Source organism: Micromonospora sp. NPDC051006, from assembly GCF_044456245.1.
Lineage (GTDB): Bacteria > Actinomycetota > Actinomycetes > Mycobacteriales > Micromonosporaceae > Micromonospora.
Map to the genome: position 1 here is coordinate 96,489 of NZ_JBITFP010000012.1, position 15,568 is coordinate 112,056.

Below are 15,568 nucleotides of genomic sequence, written 5' to 3' on the forward strand. Positions count from 1 at the left end.
TCAGAGCCTGCGAAGTCCACTCAGCACCCTCTCCAGCAGTTCAGTGCCCACCGCGTCGTTCGAGTCGTCCAGGATGGTCGGCTCGTGGACCGCGACCAGGCCGTCCGTCGCCATGTCGGCGATGAGCACCCGGGCCACACCAAGCGGGAGCTGCATCCGCGCCGCGATCTCGGCGAGCGACTGCACGCGTCCGTCACACAGCGCGGCGATGTACTGGTGTTCGCGGCCCTGGCCGATGCTGCCGTTGGCAGCGGCCCGGCCGCGCACCGTCGTCTCGACGAGCGCCTCCAGCGCGATGTCGAGTCGGGGGCGGGTACGACCACGGGTGACGGCGTATGGACGGACCAACGCTCCTGTCGGTTCGTCACGATCGGACATGTCGCCGCTCACCTCCTTCGTACCCGGCACCGGCTCCATCCGGTGGAGCCCGTCTTGTCGTCGCTACTGCCCAGCCGACCTTGGTCAGCAGGGCGTCAGCCCAGCATTCCCGCAGCCGCGCGCGGCTGCGGGGTCAGCGCGTCGCCCACCCGGTCGACGAGCAACGCCATCTCGTAGCCGACCTGCCCGACATCGCTGCTGCGAGCGGCGAGCACCGCGAACGACGAGCCGTCCGAGATGGACATCAGGAACAGGAAGCCATTGTCCATCTCCACGACCGTCTGCAACACCGCGCCTCCCTCGAAGCAGCGGGCCGCGCCCTGGGTCAGGCTGACCAGGCCGGACGAGATGGCCGCCAGCTGGTCGGCCCGGTCACGCGGGAGATCCCTTGACGACGCGAGGAGCAGGCCGTCCGCGGAGACCGCGACCGCGTGCGCGACACCGGGTACCCGGTCGGCGAAGTTGGCGAGGAGCCAACCGAGATCCTGCGTAGTAGTCATCCTTCTTGCTCCTTCTGCCCGCTCCCGGCCACTGGGCCTGAGCCAGACTGCGAGGATTGCTGCCCTCCCGGAGTCGCCTCCGGGCTGGTCGGGTTGCTCTCCGCGGGGTTGCTACGTCCACGCTGCACACCCCGGTGGTAGGCCGAGAGCAGGCCGCGTACACCCTCCGGCGTACGACGCTGGACGGCCGCGGCGGGCTTTTCCACCGCGCCCGGCACCAACTGTGCCATCGGCGTGCGCTTCGGCAGACCCGTCGTCGTGGTGGCCTGCACCGGCACGTCGGTGGCCGCCGTGGCGGCCCGCCACCCGTCGTCGGCAGCGGTCTGCCAGCCGTTGGTCTGCTGCTGGGGTCGGCGGGTGGGCAGGCTCTCGGCGATCGTGGGCCGGCTGCCCCCGTTCGCGGTCGACCCGTTCCCCCGTGGCGCCCCTCCGGCCGTCGGAGTCTCTGCCATCGGTGCGTTACCTGTCGTCCCGGGTGGTGTCTTCTGGACGGCCCGGCCGGTGTCGTCCACTGCGGAGAACTGCTGCGTCGTGGCACCGTTCGCCGCCGCCGGCTGTGCGGGTTTCGCCGACTCCTCCGACCCCCGCCGAGCGGTACGGAACCAGGCCGACTCCAGCTCCCGGAAGATCGGAAGCTCCATCGTCTCGTCCGCATAACGCTGCCGGCTCTGGGCCTGCGGGGGCGGCGTGGGTCGGCTCTGCGCCTGCGGCGCGGCCGGCGCGGGGGCCGGCGCCGGCGCGGCCGACGGCTGGCTCTCCGTCCCGGGCCGCGGCACCCGCGGCAGCTCGGTGGTCATGTCCAGGGCCGCGGCGAGGCGCTCGGGCACCGGCGGCGTCGCGGCGTCCCGGTCCGCACCGGCGACCGGCGGCCAGACCGGCGGCGCCGCGGCGCTCGAGGCCGGCCGCGACGGCAGCTGGTTCGCCGGCGGCGCGGAGTAGGGCTGGCCGGCCGGCGGGGCCGAGTAGGGCTGCCCGGCCGGCGGGGCCGAGTACGGCTGGCCGGCCGGCGGAGCCGAGTAGGGCTGGCCGGAGTAGGGCTGCCCCGAGTACGGCTGCGCGGAGACCGGCGGCGCCGAGTAGGGCTGCGCCGAGACCGGCGGGCCGGCGTACGGCGACGCCGAGGTCGGCGGGCCGGCGTAGGGCGAGGCGGACGTCGGCGGACCGGCGTACGGCGACGCGGAGACCGGCGGACCCGAGAACGGTTGCGCCGAGACCGGCGAGCCGGAGACCGGACCGCCCGAGATCGGCGGCAGCGGCGGCGCGGAGACCGGCGGCGGCGAGTAGGACCCGGCCTCCGGGCTGCTCGGCAGCTGCCGCGGGATGCTCGGCTGCTGGCCGGTGGCCGGCTCGGCCTCGCCGTTGTTGCGCCGCTGCGGCAGCGGGTCGATCGGCTGGCCGTTGGGGTTACGCGGGGTGAACGGGCTGGCCGCGGTGGCGCCGGTCGCACCGGTGAGGTCCGACCAGGCCGGCATGGCGGGGACCGAGCCGGCTACCGCCGGGGTGCCCGCGCCGTTGCGCGACGCCGGGTCGAACGGGCGACCGCCGAGGGTCACCTGGTTGCCGGACTCGCTCTGCCGGGCACCCAACGCGGGCAACGCGCCGAAGGACGGCGTGGGGCCGGCCGTGGGCGGCGGGCCGCCGGCGGAGGCGGGCAGCGCCGGGGCGCCCTGCGCCCGCCCGGCCAGCGCCCGAGGCACCAGGACCGAGGTGGGCAGCGTCACGTCGGCGACGGTCCCCCGGTCGGAGCCGGGGCGCAGCTCGACCCGGACGCCGTGCCGGGCCGCCAGCCGGGCGACCACGACCAGGCCCATCATCCGGGAGACGGCCACGTCCACCTGCGGCGGTGTGGCCAGCCGCTCGTTGAGCTCGTGCAGCTGGTCGCCGCTGATCCCGATGCCGCGGTCCTCGACGTAGAGCGAGGCACGGTCGCCGACCCGACGGGCCTCGACCATCACCTGGGAGTCCGGCGGCGAGAAGGCGGTGGCGTTGTCGAAGAGCTCGGCGACCAGGTGCACCAGGTCGTTGACCGCGTGCGCGGCGACCTCGATGTCCCGGTCGATCACGCCGAACTCGATCCGGGTGTAGTGCTCGACCTCGGACTGGGCGGCGCGCAGCACGTCGATCAGCGCGGCCGGCTCCCGCTGGACACGGGTGGAGTCGGCGCCGGCGAGCACCAGCAGGTTCTCGTCGTTGCGCCGCATCCGGGTGGCCAGGTGGTCGAGCTGGAACAGCTCGGCCAGCCGGTCCGGGTCCTCCTCGCCGCGCTCCAGCCGGTCGAGGTGCCCGATCAGGCGGTCGACCAGGATCTGCGAGCGGCGGGCGAGGTTGACGAACATCGTCGCGACGGAGGCGCGCAGCGCCGCCTGCTCGGCGGCGGTGCGGACGGCTTCCAGGTGGACGGCGTTGAACGCCTCGGTCACCTGGCCGAACTCGTCCTTGCTGCGCACCGGCAGCGGCTCGGCGATCTGGTTGGCCAGTTGCGCCGGGGAGAGCTGGCCGGTGACCTGCGGGTCACGCAGTCGGGCCACGGCCTGCGGCAGGCCGTACTGGGCCACGGAGAGGGCGCCCTGGCGCAGGTCGCGCAGCGACCGGGCCATCGAGCGGGCGACCAGGTAGGCGAAGAGGATGGCCAGCAGCAGCATGACGAGCAGCAGGCCGGTCTCCAGGAACACCTGCCGCTGCACGTCGGAGCGGATCTCGTCGGCCCGGCTGACCACGTCGCCGTCGAGTCGCGACTCCACCGTACGGATCAGCTTGGCGTTCGCGACCATCGCCGAGTCCCACTGGTCGGGCCCGAACGGGGCGCCGGCCATGCTGCCGGAGGTGTTGCCGTCGAGCCAGCCGGTGTAGGTCTCGGCCTCCCGCCGGTCGCCACCGGCGATGGTCTGGTCGTGGAATCGCGCCTCGTCCGGGCTCGCGACCGCCTTGAAGCTCTGCACGGCCTGGTCCGAGCCGGTGCCGCTGGCGATGTAGTCCTTACGCAGCGTCGGGGTCAGCTGCTTCTGCGCCAACGCCCGGTGCACCACCACCCGGCGCAGGGAGAGGAACTCCTTCTCCCGCGCCACAGCGGCGGCGGCCCGCATGCGGTCGCTCAGGTCGTTGTCGCCGGCGAGCTGGGTGGCCGAGTCGCGGATGGCGAGCAGGTTGGTGATCACCGACTCGTACGACTGGGTCGCGTCGACCGGCGTGAGCTTGTTGTTGTAGACCTGGCTGCGGGTGCCCGGCAGATCGGTGAGGCTCTGGTCGATCTGGTCCAGCAGGGTCTCGAGGCTGCCCGGCAGATCGTCGATCGACGACCGCTGGGAGAGGTAGGGCCCCTTCGACTGGTCAACCCGGGAGTTGACCCGCCGGTAGGCCTCCTCGTACTGCGCCTTCGCCTGCCCCTGGGGCGCGACCAGCAGCAGCACCGCGGTGGTCCGCTCGTCCTGCAGGGTGTCGATCAGATCACCCGCATAGCCGGAGAGGTTGGCCAGGTCGCCTGCCCGGTTGGCATTGTTGAGCGTCTCCAGGTGGTCGACCAGACCACTGGTGCCCACCACAACCGTGGCGATGGTCGGCACGATCATGATGAGACCGAGCTTGGACCAGATCGGCATGTCCCGGAGCCGGCTGGCCGGCCGGCCCAGCCGCGACAGGAAGGAGCCCGCCGTCTTTGGCCGTTTGCTCACGTCACCGCCCTCGCGATTACAGCTTCAGCGCGTTGCCCCGGGCAACGCCCAGCGACCGACCCGGCGGGTCGGACCCCCGAGATTCCATCACGCCGCCTCGCAAAGAGAAAGCCCAGGTTGGTACCCGCCGATGGTGTGATGAGATGTTGATGCAATTTGATAGCAGACCGTCTGGCCGGAGTTACTGAAGGTAATGAGGCACCCGCACCGCGTCGTCCTGCTCGCCGGCCCTTCCGGCTCTGGAAAGTCGTACATAGCGCAACGAACCGGGCTTCCGGTGCTGTGCTTGGACGACTTCTACAAGGAGGGCGATGACCCTACGTTGCCACGCCGAAGCGGCCAGGTGGACTGGGAGTCACCGCTGTCCTGGGACGCCGAGACGGCTGTGGAAACCATTGCCAAGCTGGCCCGGGAGGGTCGGGCGGAAGTGCCGGTTTATGCGATAGGCGCGGACCGCCGGGTGGCCACCCGGGCATTTGACATAGCCGGATCGCCACTTTTTGTGGCCGAAGGGATTTTCGCCGCCGAGATTGTCGCGGAGTGCCAACGGCGCGGGCTGCTCGCCGGCGCGTACGCCCTGCGCCGGCCGCGCGGCGCCACCTTCCTCCGCCGGCTCAGCCGCGACCTGGCCGAGCAGCGCAAGGGGCCCCGGGTCCTGCTCCGCCGGGGGTTGGCGCTGTTGCGTGCCGAGCCGGCGGTGCTGCGCCGGCAGACCGGGCTGGGCGCCGAGGCGGCCCGGGGCCGAGAGGTGCTGCGCCAGGTGGCCGGCCTGCTCGCCGGCCACCCGCAGCGCGCCGATCAGTCGAGCAGCAGCTCCGCGTAGGCCGGCTTGATCACCTCGTCGATGATCCGCAGCCGCTCGTCGAACGGGATGAAGGCGCTCTTCATCGCGTTGATGGTGAACCACCGCAGTTCGGCCCAGCCGTAGCCGAAGGCGTCGACCAGCAGCGCCATCTCGCGGGACATCGACGTGCCACTCATCAGCCGGTTGTCGGTGTTCACCGTCACCCGGAAGCGCAGGTCGCGCAGCAGCCCGATCGGATGCTCGGAGATCGAGGCCGCGGCGCCGGTCTGCACGTTCGACGACGGGCAGAGCTCCAGCGGGATCCGCTTGTCCCGGACGTACGCGGCCAGCCGGCCGAGCACCGGCTCGGGCCCGGTGGTGATGTCGTCCACGATCCGCACCCCGTGGCCGAGCCGGTCCGCGCCGCACCACTGGATGGCCTGCCAGATCGACGGCAGCCCGAACGCCTCGCCGGCGTGGATGGTGAAGTGGAAGTTCTCCCGCTGGAGGTACTCGAAGGCGTCCAGGTGCCGGGTCGGCGGGAAGCCCGCCTCCGCGCCCGCGATGTCGAAGCCCACCACACCGGCGTCCCGGTGCCGCACGGCCAACTCGGCGATCTCCTGCGAGCGGGCGGCGTGCCGCATCGCGGTAAGCAGCGTGCCCACCCGGATCGGGGTGCCGGCCGCGGCGGCCTGGGCGCTGCCCTCGGCGAAGCCGACGAGCACCGCCTCGACCACCTCGTCGAGGCTGAGGTCCCGCTCCAGGTGCTGCTCCGGGGCGAAGCGCACCTCGGCGTAGACCACCCCGTCGGCGGCCAGGTCGAGCGCGCACTCGCGGGCGACCCGACGCAGCGCGGGCGCGGTCTGCATCACGGCGACGGTGTGCGCGAACGTCTCCAGGTAGCGCTCCAGCGAGCCGGAGGCAGCCGCCTCCACGAACCAGCCCCCGAGCGCCTCGGCGTCGGCCGTGGGCAGCTTGTGCCCCACCTCCGCTGCCAGCTCGACGATCGTCGCCGGCCGCAGGCCGCCGTCCAGGTGATCGTGCAGCAGCGCCTTCGGGACCTTGACGATGTCCTCGTACCGGATAGTCGCGACCATGCTCAGACCCTAGTCAGCCGCGGGCGCGACCGCGCCGGGACCGGCCGCGCCCGTCACGGGCGCCACCCGGGCGCTCCGGCGCGGAGGGGTCACCACCCCGCTGACGGTGATGCCAGCACCACCATGGACTGTGGTGCGCACACCATCGAAGCGGCCCACCGGTCCACCTAGCGTCAAGGCTGGGCTGACGAGCGGCGGAGGCGGCGATGGGGACCACGATGACGACGGGCGCCGGCGGCGCGGCCACCGGTCACCGGTGGCCCGGTCCCACCAGGGCCGGCGGGGAGCAGGAGCCGGTGAGCATCGCCGGTCAGGCGCTACGAGATCTCGGCCACCTGCTGGCCGGCGGGCCGGTCGCGCTCGCCGGCGGACTGCTCGCCCTCGGCACCCTCGCCGGTGTCGCGCTGAGCCCGGCCGGCATCGGCCTGCCGCTGCTCGATCGGGCGGTGACCCGGTCCCGAGCCGTGCTGGACCGGCAACGCCGGCGGGTGGCGGGCGAACCGGTGGCCTCGCCGTACCGCCCCGCGACCGGGCCGGTCACCGCCCGGCTGGCGGTGCGGATGACCGACCCGGCCACCTATCGGGACCTGCTCTTCCAGCTCGTCCACCTGCCGTTCACCGCCCTCGGGGTACTGCTGCCGGTGGTGTGCTGGCTCGGCGCGGCGCAGGGGCTGGCCGCGCCGGTGCTGCACGGAATCCGACCCGGCCTGATCGACCCGTACCCCGGCCTGCCCGTCGACTCCCCCGCGCTGGCCGCCGTGGTCGGGCTTCTGGTGGCGTCCGTCGCGTACCGGCTGCCGCGCGGGTTGGTCGAGCTGGAGGCGCGGTTGACGCGGGCCCTGCTCGGGCCGACCGCCAGCGACAGCCGGGCGGCCTTCGACCCGCCGGCCGGTGGGCCTACCGTGGTCCAGGTGGAGCTACCGTGCCGAGCGTGAACGCCGAGGAGTCGAAGCCGCTCCGGGGCGCGGGACCGACCCGTGCCCACGGCCGGGTCCGCCCGGCGCCGCCCCGTCCGGACGCCTGAGCAATGGACGCTCGCATCCTCGACCGGCTGCGCTGCCCGGTCTGCGGCGAACCGCTGACCGAGGCGGTCGCCGGCACCGCCCAGGCGCTGCGCTGCCCGCGCCGGCACAGCTTCGACGTGGCCCGGCAGGGCTACGTCAACCTGCTCGCCGGTCGCGCCCCGCACGTCGGTGACAGCGCCGAGATGGTGGCCGCCCGCGCCGACTTCCTGACCGCCGGGCACTACGACCTGATCTCGACCGCGCTCGCCGAGGCGGCGGTGGCCGTGACACCACCGGTCGCCGGGGCGTACCCCCTGGTGGTGGACGCCGGCGCCGGGACCGGCCGGTACCTGGCGGCGGTGCTGGCGGCGCTGCCGGACGCCGTCGGTCTGGCCCTGGACGTGTCGAAGCCGGCGCTGCGCCGGGCCGCCCGGGCCCACCCGCGGGCCGCGGCGGCGCTCGCCGACACCTGGCAGCGGCTGCCGCTCGCCGACGGCGCGGCCGACCTGCTGCTGAACGTCTTCGCGCCGCGCAACGGTCCGGAGTTCCGCCGGGTGCTGCATCCGGCCGGGGCGCTGCTCGTGGTGACCCCCGCCGAGGAGCACCTCGCCGAGCTGGTCGGCCCGCTCGGGCTGCTCCGGGTCGACCCGACCAAGGAGGACCGGGTGGCCAGCAGCCTCGGCGCGCAGTTCACCCGGGTGGGCGTCGCGCTGCACCGGAGCGAGCTGACGCTGACCCGACCCGAGGTGGCCACGCTGGTGGGCATGGGGCCCAGCGCCTGGCACACCGACCCGGCCGGGCTGGCCAGCCGGATCGCCGCGCTGGCCGAACCGGTCCGGGTCACCGTCGCGGTCCGGCTCGCCGTGTGGCGGCCGATCCCGAGCTGACCGGCGAGGTTCAGGTGGAGAGGTCGACCTCTTCCCAGCCGGGGGGCTCGTCGTGGTACGGCCCGCGGAGGATCACCGCCCACTCCAGCGCCCACCGCCGCTGGCCGATCGCGTTCGCGTCGACCAGCCCGGGCAGCGTCTTGCCGTGCCGCTCCATCTCCAGGTACGCCCAGTCCAGGCAGTAGTGCAGGTCGAGCAGGGCGGCGGCGTCGGCCGGGTGCTGCGGCGCGGCGAGGATCCGGGACCGCCACTGGCCGAAGGTCTCCCCGCCGGCGATGTGCGGCATCCGCTCTACCAGCCGTTCGTCGACCGGCAGCGTCGGGTCGAGCACCTTGGTCAGGCCGAGCACCCAGGCGAGCGAGAAGAGCGCGTCGTGGTGCAGCACGAACGAGCGGTGGTCGCCCTTGCTGCCGGTGACGAACTGCCACTCCGGCGGGGTGACCATCTCGACCAGGTGCGACGCGAGCAGCCAGCTCATCGCGGCCTGCGGCGGCATCCCGAAGCAGCGGGCCAGGATCAGGTGCAGCACGGCGATCCGGGCCTCGATCTCCACCCTGGGACGCAGCTCGATCTGGTCGTCGGGCTCCCAGACGAGCGGGAACTGCGGAGGCGGCAGCGGCAGGCCCAGCCGGGACAGCTCGTCCAGGCTCGCCTCGCGCACCTCACGTGGGTCGGGGGCAGGTACGGTCACGGCGAATTCCCTTGCTCGCGACGACTCAGCGCCGGTTGTCCCCCCTTGGCCAGGCAGGATAGCGGTCCCAGGTGGCCGACGACACGCCGCCCCGGCGCCGCGGGGTCAGCCTATCCGCTCCATCACCAACGGTGCCGCCACCGGCGCGCTCGGTGAGATTCGTACCGCCCGGGCGGCCTCGGCCAGCGCCGCGGGCAGCCGATCGGCCTGCTCGGCGCGCAGCTCGTAGAGGGGTTCGCCGGCCCGCACCGGGTCACCCGGCCGCTTGTGCAACAGGATCCCGGCCGGCACGCTGACCGGGTCCTCCTTGCGGGCCCGGCCGGCGCCGAGCCGCCACGCGGCCACCCCCATGGCGTACGCGTCGATCGACTCGACGAACCCGTCGGCCGGCGCCGCGACCACCTCGACCTCGGGAGCGGTCGGCATCGGCGCGTCCGGGTCACCCCCCTGGGCGCGGATCATCGCCCGCCAGGAGTCCATCGCCCGGCCGTCGCGGAGCGCGCTCGCCGGGTCGGCGTCCGGCAGGCCGGCCGCGTCGAGCATCTCCCGGGCCAGGGCCAGCGTCAGCTCGACCACGTCGGCCGGACCGCCGCCGGCCAGCACCTCGACCGACTCGGTCACCTCCACCCCGTTGCCGATAGCCCGGCCGAGCGGGGTGGACATGTCGGTGAGCAGGGCAACGGTCCGTACGCCGTGCGCCCCGCCAAGCTCGACCATGGTGCGGGCCAACTCGCGGGCGTGCTCGACCGACTTCATGAACGCACCCGAGCCGACCTTGACGTCGAGCACCAGCGCGCCGGTGCCCTCGGCGATCTTCTTGCTCATGATCGAACTGGCGATCAGCGGGATCGCCTCGACGGTGCCGGTCACGTCGCGCAGCGCGTACAGCTTCCGGTCGGCCGGGGCGAGGCCGGCGCCGGCCGCGCAGATCACCGCGCCGACGTCGCGCAGCTGGTTGATGAACTCGTCGTTGCTCAGCGCCGCCCGCCAGCCCGGAATCGACTCGAGCTTGTCCAGCGTGCCGCCGGTGTGCCCGAGGCCCCGTCCGCTCAGCTGTGGCACGGCGGCGCCGCAGGCGGCCACCAGCGGGGTGAGCGGAAGCGTGATCTTGTCGCCGACCCCGCCGGTGGAGTGCTTGTCGACGGTCGGCCGGTCGACGGCCGAGAGGTCCAGCCGTTCTCCGCTGGCGATCATCGCGGCGGTCCACCGGGCGATCTCCGGGCCGGTCATCCCGCGCAGCAGGATCGCCATGGCCAGCGCCGACATCTGCTCGTCGGCCACCACGCCCCGGGTGTACGCGTCGACCACCCAGTCGATCTGCGCGTCCGACAGCACCCCGCCGTCCCGCTTAGCCCGAATAACATCAACCGCCGCGAACTCACTCATCACAGAAGATCTTTCCTAGTCGAATGGCGGAACCGGCCAGCGGACCGTGCCCACGGGGGATGGGGCCGACCGTGCCCGGCGGAGGGATCAAGCCTGACCGCCCGGAGCCGGGCACGGTCGGCCCCATCCCTGAAGCTGAACCACGATCAACCCCAGCGGTCCGGGATCTCCATCGGCGGCTCACCCTCGCCGGCCCAGAAGATGCCGCCGTTCGCGTCGACGACCACCACCCGGGGCGTACGGGCCAGACCCCAGGTGATCGCCTCGGCCGGGTCGTCCCAGCTCGGGCCCTCCTCCAGCACCCCGGTCTCGGCCTGCGCGTCGTCCCCGGCGGACCGCTCCCAGTACGCCGTCCAGACCTGCTGGCCGGCGTTGAGGTCGGCGTGCACGAAGACCGTGCCCCGGCCGCGCCAGGCGGCCAGCCGCTCCGGCACCACCGGCAGCGGGGTCTCCCCGATCACCGCGTCCAGGTCTTCCACCCCGAACGCGTGCGGCAGCAGCTCGGCCATCCGCAGCGGGCGGCCCTTCGTCTCGATCAGGCACTCCGGGCCGCCGTTCTCCCAGAGCAGCTGCCGGCACCGGCCGCAGGGCATCAGCGGCTCGCCGGTCGCGTCCACGCAGGAGAGCGCGACCAGCCGACCGCCGCCGGTGGCGTGCAGCGACGAGACCACGCCGCACTCGGCGCAGAGCACGACGCCGTACGCGGCGTTCTCCACGTTGCAGCCGACCACCACCCGGCCGTCGTCGACCAGGGCGGCCGCCCCGACGGGAAACTTCGAGTACGGGGCGTACGCGTGCCGCATCACCTCGACGGCGGCGGCGCGCAGCTGGGTCCAGTCGATCTCCATGTGGTGCTCTCCCCGTCAGCCCTTGATGTACGGCTTGCCGTCCGCGGCCGGTGCCCGCACCCTACCGACCAGCCCGGCCACCGCCAGGATCGTCGCCAGGTAGGGCAGCATGGCCAGGAACTGGCTGGGGATCACACTGTTGATCGCGCCCAGGTAGGTGGCGAGCTGGTCGGCGAAGCCGAAGAAGAGCGCGGCGAGCAGCGCGCCGGTCGGGTTCCACCGGCCGAAGATCAGCGCAGCCAGCGCGATGAAGCCCTTGCCGCCGATCATGTTCTTGGTGAACGAGTACAGCGCCAGCGTGTACGACGCGCCGCCGATGCCGGCGACCACACCGGCCAGCAGCACGTTGCGGTAGCGCAGCCCGAGCACCCGGACGCCGAGGGTGTCGGCGGCGATCGGGTGCTCGCCGACCGAGCGGGTCCGCAGACCCCACCGGGTGCGGAACAACCCAAAGTGGATCACCAGCACCAGCAGCAGGCCGAGGTAGAGGAAGATGTTGCCCCGGAACAGCGCCGGCCCGAGCACCGGGATGTCCTTGAGCAGCGGGATCTCCCAGTTGCTGAAGCGGGGCGCGCTGTTGTACTTCTCCGCGTTGGTCTGCATCAGCCGCTCGTAGAGGAAGCCGGTGACGCCCACCGCGAGCAGGTTCAGCACGATTCCCATGACGGTCTGGTCGACCAGGTAGCGGATGGAGAAGACCGCCAGCAGCAGCGAGATGGTCGCACCGCCGATCGCCGCCGCGACCAGACCCACCCAGACGCTGCCGGAGATGCTCCCGAAGAGCGCGCCGCTGAACGCCCCCATCAGCAGCTGCCCCTCGATGGCCACGTTCACCACGCCGGAGCGCTCGCAGAGCACCCCGGCGAGCGCGCCGAAGATCAGCGGCAGGGCCAGGATGAAGGTGCCCCGCAGGATGTTGACCAGCGGCATGAAGTTCTGCCCGGCCGGGGCTGCGGAGACCTGCCAGCAGAGGAACGAGAGCACGAAGCCGACCAGCCCCACGCCGAGCACGGTGAGGAACCAGCGCTTCGGGAGCCCGGCGAGCAGCGCCGCACCGGCGGCGGCCGCGATCGCCCCGAAGAGGATCCCGCCGACCGTACCGTTGATCTCCAGGGCGGCGCCGGCGGCGTCCTCGCTGAGTGTGAACCGGGCCTGCTGGTCGGTGGCGAGCGCGCCGAACAGCACCGCGGCCAGCAGGCCGAGTGCCAGCAGCACGAGGCCGGCCTTGCGGCTGCGGGTCCAGAATCCCTCGTCGACGGGAGCAACCGCGACGTCGGGGACAGCCATGGTGGACATGAGTTACCAGCCCTTCGCCAGGCTCGTCTGCAGCCGGGCGGCCCGTGCGGCCCGGAGCTGGAAGATCGCCTTCACCAGGGCCGGCGCGGCGATGAAGATGACGATCAGCGCCTGGAGCACGGTGACCAGCTCCAGCGAGATCCCGGAGTACGACTGCATCCGGTTGCCGCCGGCCTGGAGTGCGCCGAAGAGCAGCGCGGCGAGCGCGACGCCCCACGGCTTCAGGCGGCCGAGCAGCGCCACCAGGATTCCGTCGAAGCCGATCTGCGCCACCACCAGCGGCGTGAGCGCGCTGGCGGTCGAGCCGAGCACCATGTTCGAGCCGCCCAGGCCGGCCAGGATCCCGGCGAACACCATGATGAGGACGAACGTCCGGGTGACGCTGATGCCGGCGGTGCGGGCGGCGTCCGGGTTGGCGCCCACGGCCCGCAGCTCGAAGCCGAGCGTGGAGCGGTTGAGCAGCCACGCCACCGCCCAGGTGGCCAGCACGGCGAGCAGGATGCCGGAGTGCACCCGGAGGTTGTCGCCGAGCAGCCGGGGCAGCTGGGCCGAGGAGTCCACGGCCTTGCTGATCGCGTCGGTACGGGTCGGGTCCTGCACGCCGTTCTGCACGATCAGCCAGGTCAGGAAGTACGTGGCGACGTAGTTGAGCATGATCGTGATGATCACCTCGTGCGCGCCGGTGCGCGCCTTGAGGATGCCCGGGATGAAGCCCCAGACCGCACCGCCGAGGCCACCGGCGAGCACCGCGACGAGCAGGTGCAGGCCGGGCGGGAGCGGCAGCAGGAAGCCGGCCAGCGCGGCCAGGATCACGCCGATGGTGGCCTGGCCCTGGGCGCCGATGTTGAACAGGCCGCCGCGGAAGGCGAGCGCCACCGAGAGGCCGGTGAAGACCAGCGGCGCGGTGTAGGTGAGCGTCTCGGAGATCGGCGCGAGCACCGCCTGCCACCCGTTGTCACCGTTCAACCAGCCGGAGAAGGCCTCCGGGTCGAAGACGGAGCCCTTGAACAGGTTGGCGTACGCCTCGCTGACCAGCGTCCAGCTGGCGCTGAACGCGTCCGACGGGCGGGCGGTGATGTACGAGTAGGTCGACAGGACTTCCGGATCCGAGATGATCATCAGGATGCCGCCGACCACGATCGCCAGCACCAGCGAGAGCAGGGTCACCGTGAAGGTGTTGGCCGCCCAGAGGTTGTCCAGGAACAGCCGGCCGAGCGAGGGCCGGGGCTCGGGTGCGCCGCTCTGCGGCGTCGTCGCCGGCTCGGCCCGCTCGGTGTTACCCAGCGCGTTCTGCGCCGCCTGCGCCTCGGTCGCCGGCTCCTTGTCGGGCGAACCCGACTGCGGAGTGGGGTCGCTCATGCCGCACTCCACCTGATGATGCGCTCGCTCATGCCTCGTCCTCGCTACCTGGGCCCTCGGCGGACGCCGCGCCACCGTTGCTCGCCGCCGCGTCACCGGTCTGCCCGGACGCCGCGCCGTCGGCCGGCTCGGCCGCCGGGCCACGAACCTGTTCGGCCGCCACGTCCGGCGCGATGCCGGCCATCAGCAGGCCGATCTCCTCGCGGGGGGTCTCCGGGCCGACGATGCCGATGATCCGGCCGCGGTACATCACCGCGATCCGGTCGGCCAGCCCGATCACCTCGTCCAGCTCGCTGGAGACGACCATGACGGCGGTGCCGATGTCCCGCTCCCGGATGACCCGGCTGTGGATGAACTCGATGGATCCCACGTCCACGCCGCGGGTCGGCTGGGCGGCGATGAAGAGCTTCAGCGGTCGGGAGAGCTCCCGGGCCACGATCACCTTCTGCTGGTTGCCGCCCGAGAGGGTGCCCACCGGCGCGTCGGCCGAGGAGGTGCGCACGTCGAACTGCGCGATCCGCTCCTTCGCCGAGGCGGCGATGGCGTCCGGCTTGAGCGAGAGTCCCTTGCCGAACGGCGCTCGGTCGTAGATGTCCAGCACCAGGTTCTCGGCGACGCTGAACTCCTTGACCAGCCCGTCGACGCTGCGGTCCTCGGGCACGTAGCCGACGCCGGCCCGCAGCACCTTCTTGGTCGCCCAGCCGTCGATCCGGTCGCCGTCGAGGGTGACCGTGCCGGCGAGCACCGGGCGCAGGCCCATGATCGCCTCGATCAACTCGGTCTGGCCGTTGCCCTGCACGCCCGCCACGCCGAGCACCTCACCGGCGCGCACGGTCAGGTCGATGCCGTCGACCGCGCGGATCTGCCGGTCGTCGTCCACCACCAGCCCGGCGACCTCGAGCACCGGCCGGCCCGGGGTGGCCTCGGCCTTCTCCACGGTGAGCCGGACGTTACGGCCGACCATCAGCGCCGCCAGCTCGTCCCGGCTCGCCTCCGGGGAGGCCGTACCGACCGTCTTGCCGCGCCGGATCACGGTGATCCGGTCGGCGATCGCCTTCACCTCGCCGAGCTTGTGGGTGATGAAGACGATCGACTTGCCGGCGGCCTTGAGCGACCGCATGACGGCGAGCAGTTCCTCGGTCTCCTGCGGGGTGAGCACCGCGGTCGGCTCGTCGAGGATGAGCAGGTCGACGTCACGGGTGAGCGCCTTGACGATCTCCACCCGCTGCTGGATGCCGACCGGCAGGTCCTCGATCACCGCATCCGGGTCGACCCGCAGGTTGTATCGCTCGGAGACCTCGGTGACCTGGCGGCGGGCTCGCCGCCGGTCCAGGAATCCGGCGATCCCGCCCCGCACCTGTTCGGCGCCGAGCATGATGTTCTCGGCCACCGTGAAGACCGGCACCAGCATGAAGTGCTGGTGCACCATGCCGATCCCGGCGGCGATGGCGTCGGACGGGCCCTTCAGCTTCAGCGGCTCGCCGTCGACCAGGATCTCGCCCTCGTCGGGCTGATAGAGCCCGTAGAGCACGTTCATCAGGGTCGACTTGCCCGCGCCGTTCTCGCCGAGCAGGGCGTGAATCTCCCCAGGCTCCACCGTCAGGTCGATGTGATCGTTGGCGACCAGATCACCGAACCGCTTGGTGATGCCGCGCAGTTCGAGTCTCAGC

The 15,568-nt window shown here is 72.7% G+C and carries 13 protein-coding genes; 3 read left to right on the top strand and 10 right to left on the bottom strand.

The window, feature by feature from the left end; translation table 11 throughout:
• From ACIBBA_RS19615 to ACIBBA_RS19625, 3 genes are all read right to left on the bottom strand, one after another.
• Window positions 1–378 carry a DUF742 domain-containing protein gene (locus tag ACIBBA_RS19615; RefSeq protein WP_350868772.1) on the bottom strand — a complete coding sequence of 126 codons (378 nt, stop codon included), beginning with the start codon at window positions 376–378 and terminating at the stop codon, window positions 1–3.
• Between the two features lie 95 nt (window positions 379–473).
• Entirely contained in the window at window positions 474–878 is a 405-nt protein-coding gene (locus tag ACIBBA_RS19620; protein ID WP_030329023.1) for a roadblock/LC7 domain-containing protein, read from the bottom strand.
• Window positions 875–4,546 carry a nitrate- and nitrite sensing domain-containing protein gene (locus ACIBBA_RS19625; RefSeq protein WP_396699022.1) on the bottom strand — a complete coding sequence of 1,224 codons (3,672 nt, stop codon included), beginning with the start codon at window positions 4,544–4,546 and terminating at the stop codon, window positions 875–877. Before ACIBBA_RS19625 ends, ACIBBA_RS19620 begins: the two co-directional genes overlap by 4 nt.
• Before the next feature lie 502 nt (window positions 4,547–5,048).
• On the opposite strand from ACIBBA_RS19625, the gene ACIBBA_RS19630 reads away from it, so the two are divergent.
• Window positions 5,049–5,369 carry a hypothetical protein gene (locus ACIBBA_RS19630; protein WP_396699024.1) on the top strand — a complete coding sequence of 107 codons (321 nt, stop codon included), beginning with the start codon at window positions 5,049–5,051 and terminating at the stop codon, window positions 5,367–5,369.
• On the opposite strand, the gene ACIBBA_RS19635 is transcribed toward ACIBBA_RS19630, so the two are convergent.
• On the bottom strand, window positions 5,345–6,427 hold the full coding sequence (locus ACIBBA_RS19635) for an adenosine deaminase (protein ID WP_396699026.1): 1,083 nt from the start codon (window positions 6,425–6,427) through the stop codon (window positions 5,345–5,347). The genes ACIBBA_RS19630 and ACIBBA_RS19635 overlap by 25 nt on opposite strands.
• A gap of 206 nt (window positions 6,428–6,633) precedes the next feature.
• Between ACIBBA_RS19635 and ACIBBA_RS19640 the strand changes: the two genes are divergently transcribed.
• A complete protein-coding gene (locus ACIBBA_RS19640) occupies window positions 6,634–7,362 on the top strand; it encodes a sensor domain-containing protein (RefSeq protein WP_396699028.1) in 729 nt (242 codons plus the stop codon).
• Window positions 7,363–7,454: 92 nt separating this feature from the next.
• Entirely contained in the window at window positions 7,455–8,318 is an 864-nt protein-coding gene (locus ACIBBA_RS19645) for a putative RNA methyltransferase (protein ID WP_396699030.1), read from the top strand.
• 10 nt (window positions 8,319–8,328) lie between these two features.
• Here ACIBBA_RS19645 and ACIBBA_RS19650 read toward each other — a convergent pair whose 3' ends face one another.
• From ACIBBA_RS19650 to ACIBBA_RS19675, 6 genes are all read right to left on the bottom strand, one after another.
• Window positions 8,329–9,009, bottom strand: coding sequence for a DUF4272 domain-containing protein (locus tag ACIBBA_RS19650; protein WP_350867443.1), 681 nt, complete (start codon window positions 9,007–9,009; stop codon window positions 8,329–8,331).
• Between the two features lie 105 nt (window positions 9,010–9,114).
• On the bottom strand, window positions 9,115–10,395 hold the full coding sequence (locus ACIBBA_RS19655; RefSeq protein WP_396699033.1) for a thymidine phosphorylase: 1,281 nt from the start codon (window positions 10,393–10,395) through the stop codon (window positions 9,115–9,117).
• A 146-nt stretch (window positions 10,396–10,541) separates the two neighbouring features.
• Complete coding sequence (locus ACIBBA_RS19660) at window positions 10,542–11,243, bottom strand: cytidine deaminase (RefSeq protein WP_396699035.1); 702 nt, start codon at window positions 11,241–11,243, stop codon at window positions 10,542–10,544.
• Between the two features lie 15 nt (window positions 11,244–11,258).
• Window positions 11,259–12,539 (bottom strand): ABC transporter permease, encoded by a 1,281-nt coding sequence (locus tag ACIBBA_RS19665; protein WP_396699037.1) that lies wholly within the window; start codon window positions 12,537–12,539, stop codon window positions 11,259–11,261.
• 3 nt (window positions 12,540–12,542) lie between these two features.
• Complete coding sequence (locus ACIBBA_RS19670; RefSeq protein ID WP_396699039.1) at window positions 12,543–13,898, bottom strand: ABC transporter permease; 1,356 nt, start codon at window positions 13,896–13,898, stop codon at window positions 12,543–12,545.
• A gap of 28 nt (window positions 13,899–13,926) precedes the next feature.
• Window positions 13,927–15,567 carry an ABC transporter ATP-binding protein gene (locus ACIBBA_RS19675; protein ID WP_396699168.1) on the bottom strand — a complete coding sequence of 547 codons (1,641 nt, stop codon included), beginning with the start codon at window positions 15,565–15,567 and terminating at the stop codon, window positions 13,927–13,929.
• Window position 15,568: the final 1 nt, after the last annotated feature.

Excerpts from the sequence above, each read along its gene's own strand:
- ACIBBA_RS19615 (WP_350868772.1), bottom strand. The coding sequence starts at position 378 with ATGTCCGATCGTGACGAACCGACAGGAGCGTTGGTCCGTCCATACGCC.
- ACIBBA_RS19620 (WP_030329023.1), bottom strand. The coding sequence starts at position 878 with ATGACTACTACGCAGGATCTCGGTTGGCTCCTCGCCAACTTCGCCGAC.
- ACIBBA_RS19635 (WP_396699026.1), bottom strand. The coding sequence starts at position 6,427 with ATGGTCGCGACTATCCGGTACGAGGACATCGTCAAGGTCCCGAAGGCG.
- ACIBBA_RS19640 (WP_396699028.1), top strand. The coding sequence starts at position 6,634 with ATGGGGACCACGATGACGACGGGCGCCGGCGGCGCGGCCACCGGTCAC.
- ACIBBA_RS19645 (WP_396699030.1), top strand. The coding sequence starts at position 7,455 with ATGGACGCTCGCATCCTCGACCGGCTGCGCTGCCCGGTCTGCGGCGAA.
- ACIBBA_RS19655 (WP_396699033.1), bottom strand. The coding sequence starts at position 10,395 with ATGAGTGAGTTCGCGGCGGTTGATGTTATTCGGGCTAAGCGGGACGGC.
- ACIBBA_RS19660 (WP_396699035.1), bottom strand. The coding sequence starts at position 11,243 with ATGGAGATCGACTGGACCCAGCTGCGCGCCGCCGCCGTCGAGGTGATG.
- ACIBBA_RS19665 (WP_396699037.1), bottom strand. The coding sequence starts at position 12,539 with ATGTCCACCATGGCTGTCCCCGACGTCGCGGTTGCTCCCGTCGACGAG.
- ACIBBA_RS19670 (WP_396699039.1), bottom strand. The coding sequence starts at position 13,898 with ATGAGCGACCCCACTCCGCAGTCGGGTTCGCCCGACAAGGAGCCGGCG.